The 4,514-nt window shown below is 38.1% G+C and carries 4 protein-coding genes and 1 pseudogene; 2 read left to right on the top strand and 3 right to left on the bottom strand.

The window, feature by feature from the left end; all coding sequences use genetic code 11:
* A partial coding sequence (locus AC1DND_RS23695; protein WP_477585039.1) for a hypothetical protein occupies positions 1-491 on the top strand: 491 nt, incomplete at its 5' end.
* 97 nt (positions 492-588) lie between these two features.
* On the top strand, positions 589-1,119 hold the full coding sequence (locus AC1DND_RS23690) for a DUF4251 domain-containing protein (RefSeq protein ID WP_477585038.1): 531 nt from the start codon (positions 589-591) through the stop codon (positions 1,117-1,119).
* A gap of 89 nt (positions 1,120-1,208) precedes the next feature.
* On the opposite strand, the gene AC1DND_RS23685 is transcribed toward AC1DND_RS23690, so the two are convergent.
* From AC1DND_RS23685 to dnaG, 3 genes and pseudogenes are all read right to left on the bottom strand, one after another.
* Positions 1,209-2,291 carry a glutaminyl-peptide cyclotransferase gene (locus tag AC1DND_RS23685; RefSeq protein WP_477585037.1) on the bottom strand — a complete coding sequence of 361 codons (1,083 nt, stop codon included), beginning with the start codon at positions 2,289-2,291 and terminating at the stop codon, positions 1,209-1,211.
* Positions 2,269-2,634, bottom strand: a complete 366-nt coding sequence (locus AC1DND_RS23680) for a YraN family protein (RefSeq protein WP_230142137.1) — start codon at positions 2,632-2,634, stop codon at positions 2,269-2,271. Before AC1DND_RS23680 ends, AC1DND_RS23685 begins: the two co-directional genes overlap by 23 nt.
* 171 nt (positions 2,635-2,805) lie before the next feature.
* A pseudogene (dnaG, locus tag AC1DND_RS23675) lies at positions 2,806-4,514 on the bottom strand (DNA primase); the annotation flags it as partial.

Genomic DNA, 4,514 nt, shown 5'->3' with positions numbered 1-4,514 from the left:
ATTGTGATTACTGTAAACTAAATTATCCCGAATCACATTTCCCTTGCATTATGAAATCCATCAAAGGCAAATTAGATGTAGCCACTGGCGAAGTAAGTTTCGTGACTGGGCAGCCTATTGGTGGTATTGTGGTTAAAGGAGGTAAAAATCCAGGAGACGATGCAATTACCCTCGTAACCAACTCAAATGGAGAGATAGAATTTAATAATGCCAGTGCAGGAAATTATAAATTTATCATTTTGGTACCTTCCACTAATCCCAAATCGCGGGTAGCGGGCACGCCAATCGGTGGAATAATTGTTAAAGGTGGTAAAAATCCCGGTGGGAGTTTAATTACTTTAATTACGAATGAAAACGGAGAAATCGAACTCAACAATCTTCCTGTAGGCACCTATAAATTCACAGCAATGGGAGCTTCTGCAACAGAGAAAAGTAATCCGTTATACAAATCGAGTTATTCGGAAAAGGTAAATCCGCTATATAAAAACTAAAATCGTTAAATTTAGTCCACCGTCCATTTTTTGGCACTATTATGGAATCTTTCAAATCTGTGCATCTTTAAATTGTTACACATTTAAAACACACATTATGAAACGTTTAAATTTAATATTGAGCCTTGCCTTTCTTTTGATTGGGGTTCAATTATTTGCCCAAACCAATAAGGAAACTACAATAAAAATTGTAGCGGATAAAAATTATACTTTTGTTGCCAATACCGCCATGCCGATGTCGAACAACGACATTAATAAAGTATTAGCAATGATGCCTGGTAGTCAGGGTGGTGGTTCTATAAACCTGACGGGTTCGCAATACGATGTTAAGGTTACCAAAGACAGTATTGTTGCTTATCTGCCTTATTTCGGAAGATCTTTTTCTGCTCCGATGGATCCTACTCAAGGTGGTATTAAATTTACCTCTAAAGATTTCACCTACACAGAATCGAAGAATAAAAAAGGATCTTACACCATCCAGATTAATACAAAGGATGTAAAAAGAGAAAACTATCGGTTTACCATTAATATTTCGACCAATGGTTATGCTTCATTAACAGCAAGCAGCATGAATAAACAACCCATTATTTTTAACGGTTACCTGGACGAGCCGAAGAAACAGGATTAAGAGCTTGTCATCCTGAGCCTGTCGAAGGACCTATCTAAATTCATATTAAGGCATTTCGACAAGCTCAATGTGATACATCGATAATTAAATTATTTCTTAACCAACTCGATCTGGAAAATATGTGGCCACTTTTTACCGGCTACAAAAAGTCTTTTGGTTGCTTTATCGTAAGCGATACCGTTTAGCACATTATTAGCCTTTGCATCTTCGGTTTTAAAATAATCAGCTGGCAATAGTCCGGATAAATCGATCTTGCTTTCAACGGCACCCGTTTCTGGATTAATGATCAGGATTTCATTCGTAGTGTACACGTTTGCATAAATTTTCCCATCAATAATTTCCAGTTCATTTAAATTTTGAATTGGGCCTTTATTATCAAAAACATCAATCGAACCAATTTTTTGATAGGTATCTTTATTCAGAAAAAAGACAGTATTTGAACCATCCGTATTCAATACTTTCTCGCCATCAAAAGCCAGGCCCCATCCTTCTCTGCCGGTAGTGTACGAAAATTCAGATAGTTTTTTAAAGGTAGCTTTATCATATACAAAGCCAACTTTTTCGCGATAAGTTAACTGGATAATTTTGCTTCCGATTACAGTTATGCCTTCTCCAAAATACTGTTTATCCAAATCTGCTTTTTGAAGGATTTTACCTGTCGATGGTTCCACTTTACGCAAACTGGAATGACCGTAATCGCCAGCACTTTCGTAAAAAAAGCCATCATGATATTCTAAGCCCTCTACATAAGAAGAGGTATCATGAGGCAAGGTTTTAATTACTTTATAGGTATATTCCGTTGGCGCCTGAGCTGCTAAAACATTAATATTAGAGGTTAAATCCTCAGATTTTCCAGCGCCGAATATTTTGGCTGTTACCAAATGGTTACCCAATTTCAAACCTTCAGTTTTAAGTTTGATGGCCGAAGTATCGGCTTTTGAAATCATTTTAACGGTATCGATCAAGTAAACTACGGAGTCTACTTTCTGTTCAGCGCCAAACTGTACTTTAACATCAAATTCATTTCCTGACGGCACATTAAGACCAGTCATCGGTGAAATAAAACTACGGTAGGTTGTGGTAGAATCGTCTTTACACGAACTTACAAATGCAAGCACGATTCCGGTAAATATGAAACTTTTAATGGGGTTAATCTTCAGGCCAAAACGCATCTTCAATATGGTTTAAATTATAATTTTTATTTTTTGTAAATGTAATTGCAATAATATCAAAACGGATATCATTTTGATGGTTCATTAATTCAATATAGGCATTAGCAGCCAATTCCATCTGTATTTGCTTGGCTTTGTGTACAAATTCTTCCGGTTCGCCAAAAGCAACCGAACTCCTGGATTTAACTTCTACAAAAACCATAATGCCGTTTTTATAAACAATTAAATCTACCTCGGCTTTACCATGGGTCCAGTTTTCATCTAAAATCTCATAACCCTGGTCTTCCAGATATTGCCTTGCAATATTTTCGCCTGCTTTACCTAAATCATTATGAAACGCCATATCTAATATTGATTTTTTTACTGGACGATCGTCATGATTGAAAAGCCGTCATTTCGAGCGAAGCGCAACGCAATCGAGAAATCTATTATAGATCTCTCTCCCGATTTAACGTCGGGACTACGCTTCAGTCGAGATGACGAAATCTCTACAGGACTCCTTGGCAAGTGTAATTTATTTAACAATAACAGAACCCAGGAACTTAGAAATCTCTCGCTCAACGCCTTTAATCACTCCATAACGCTGCATTAAAATCATTTGGTTATCCTCGTTCTTTTCCTCTTTAATTTCTTTCAACAGATTCATCAATATTTTTTCGACTTTACGCTTTTTAAGGTGAAAAATGCCACCTAAAATAGTCGCTTTTAAATTCATCGTTTCATCTTTAACATAGATAAGATGTTTATTTAACCAGTTCTCACTTAAAGCATATTCTGAGGTTGAAAGTGTAATGGCCAGATCGGCAATATCTCTATCCTCATGTTTAACAAAGTGGTTCGACGTGGGTAATCGGCCGTTGTCGATTTCTGATTTATAATAATCGATAATTCTACAAGTTCGTGCCCGAAAGCCAGTAATAAGCGCACAATTTCTTTTTCCTGATGCTCATTTTCTTCTACAGGTGCTTCATGACCCATTGGGCCTGCGCTGTCATCCCATAAATCATCAGGTGGGCCAAGTGGCTCTGGTGCACCTGAAGAATATGGTTTCGGACTTGATGATGGATTTGCCCGCTGATTATTATCAAAGCTTTTTTTGAGCTTTGCCGAGCGCATTTTATTTAACTCACTCAGTAAAATATGCTCATCTATTTCGAGTAAACTACTACACTCCCTGATAAAAACGGAGGCCTTAATCGGGTCAGGGATTTTGGCAATACTTTCTACAATATCGCGGATAATGCCTGCTCTTTTAATCGGATCATTGCCCGCATCTTTAAGCAATACATTCGCCTTGTATAAAATAAAGTCTTTTCTATTCTGCTCGAGATAGGTTTTAAAAGCACCTGCCCCAACATGGTGCATATAAGAATCGGGATCGTGGCCATCGGGGAAGGAAACGATTTTCACGTTCAGTCCTTCTTCCAAAATCATATCCAAACCACGGAGGGAGGCTTTAATACCTGCAGCATCACCATCAAACAAAATGGTAATGTTCTGGGTAAAACGCCCGATCAGTTTAATCTGCTCTACGGTTAACGAAGTACCCGAAGAGGCTACTACGTTTTCTATTCCGGCCTGATGTACGGAAAGCACATCGGCATAACCTTCCGCCAGGTAACAGTTATCCAAATCGCGAATGGCTTTTTTGGCATGGAACAAACCATAAAGGACATTCGATTTGTGGTAAATTTCACTTTCTGGTGAATTTACATACTTAGGGACATTTTTATCGGTTTTTAAAGTCCTACCTCCAAAACCAATAATCCTGCCTGTAAAGTTGTGGATCGGAAACATTACCCGCCCGCGAAAGCGATCGTAAATTTTGCCGTTATCGTTTTTGATCGATAATCCGGTGGCTTCTAAAAACTCCAATTTATGTCCGGCGTTGATTGCGCTTTGAGTCATCGCATCCCATACATCCGGAGAATAACCCACCTCAAATTTTTTAAGGATGTCTTCCCTAAAGCCACGTTCTTTAAAATAACTTAAGCCGATGCCCTTTCCTTCATCTGTTTCCCAAAGCTGTTTTACAAAAAATGCAGCAGCGTACTGCGAAACGACATAAAGACTTTCTTTGGCACTTTGTGCTTCGGCATCTTGAGGGCTCAGTTCGGCTTCCTCAACTTCTATATTGTATTTATTGGCTAAAAATTTAAGTGCTTCGGGATATGAATATTTTTCATGATCCATAATAAAGCGCACTGAATCCCCCCCTTTACC

The organism is Pedobacter sp. 01N416, assembly GCF_056399685.1.
This window is presented reverse-complemented; position numbering and strand designations above follow the sequence as displayed.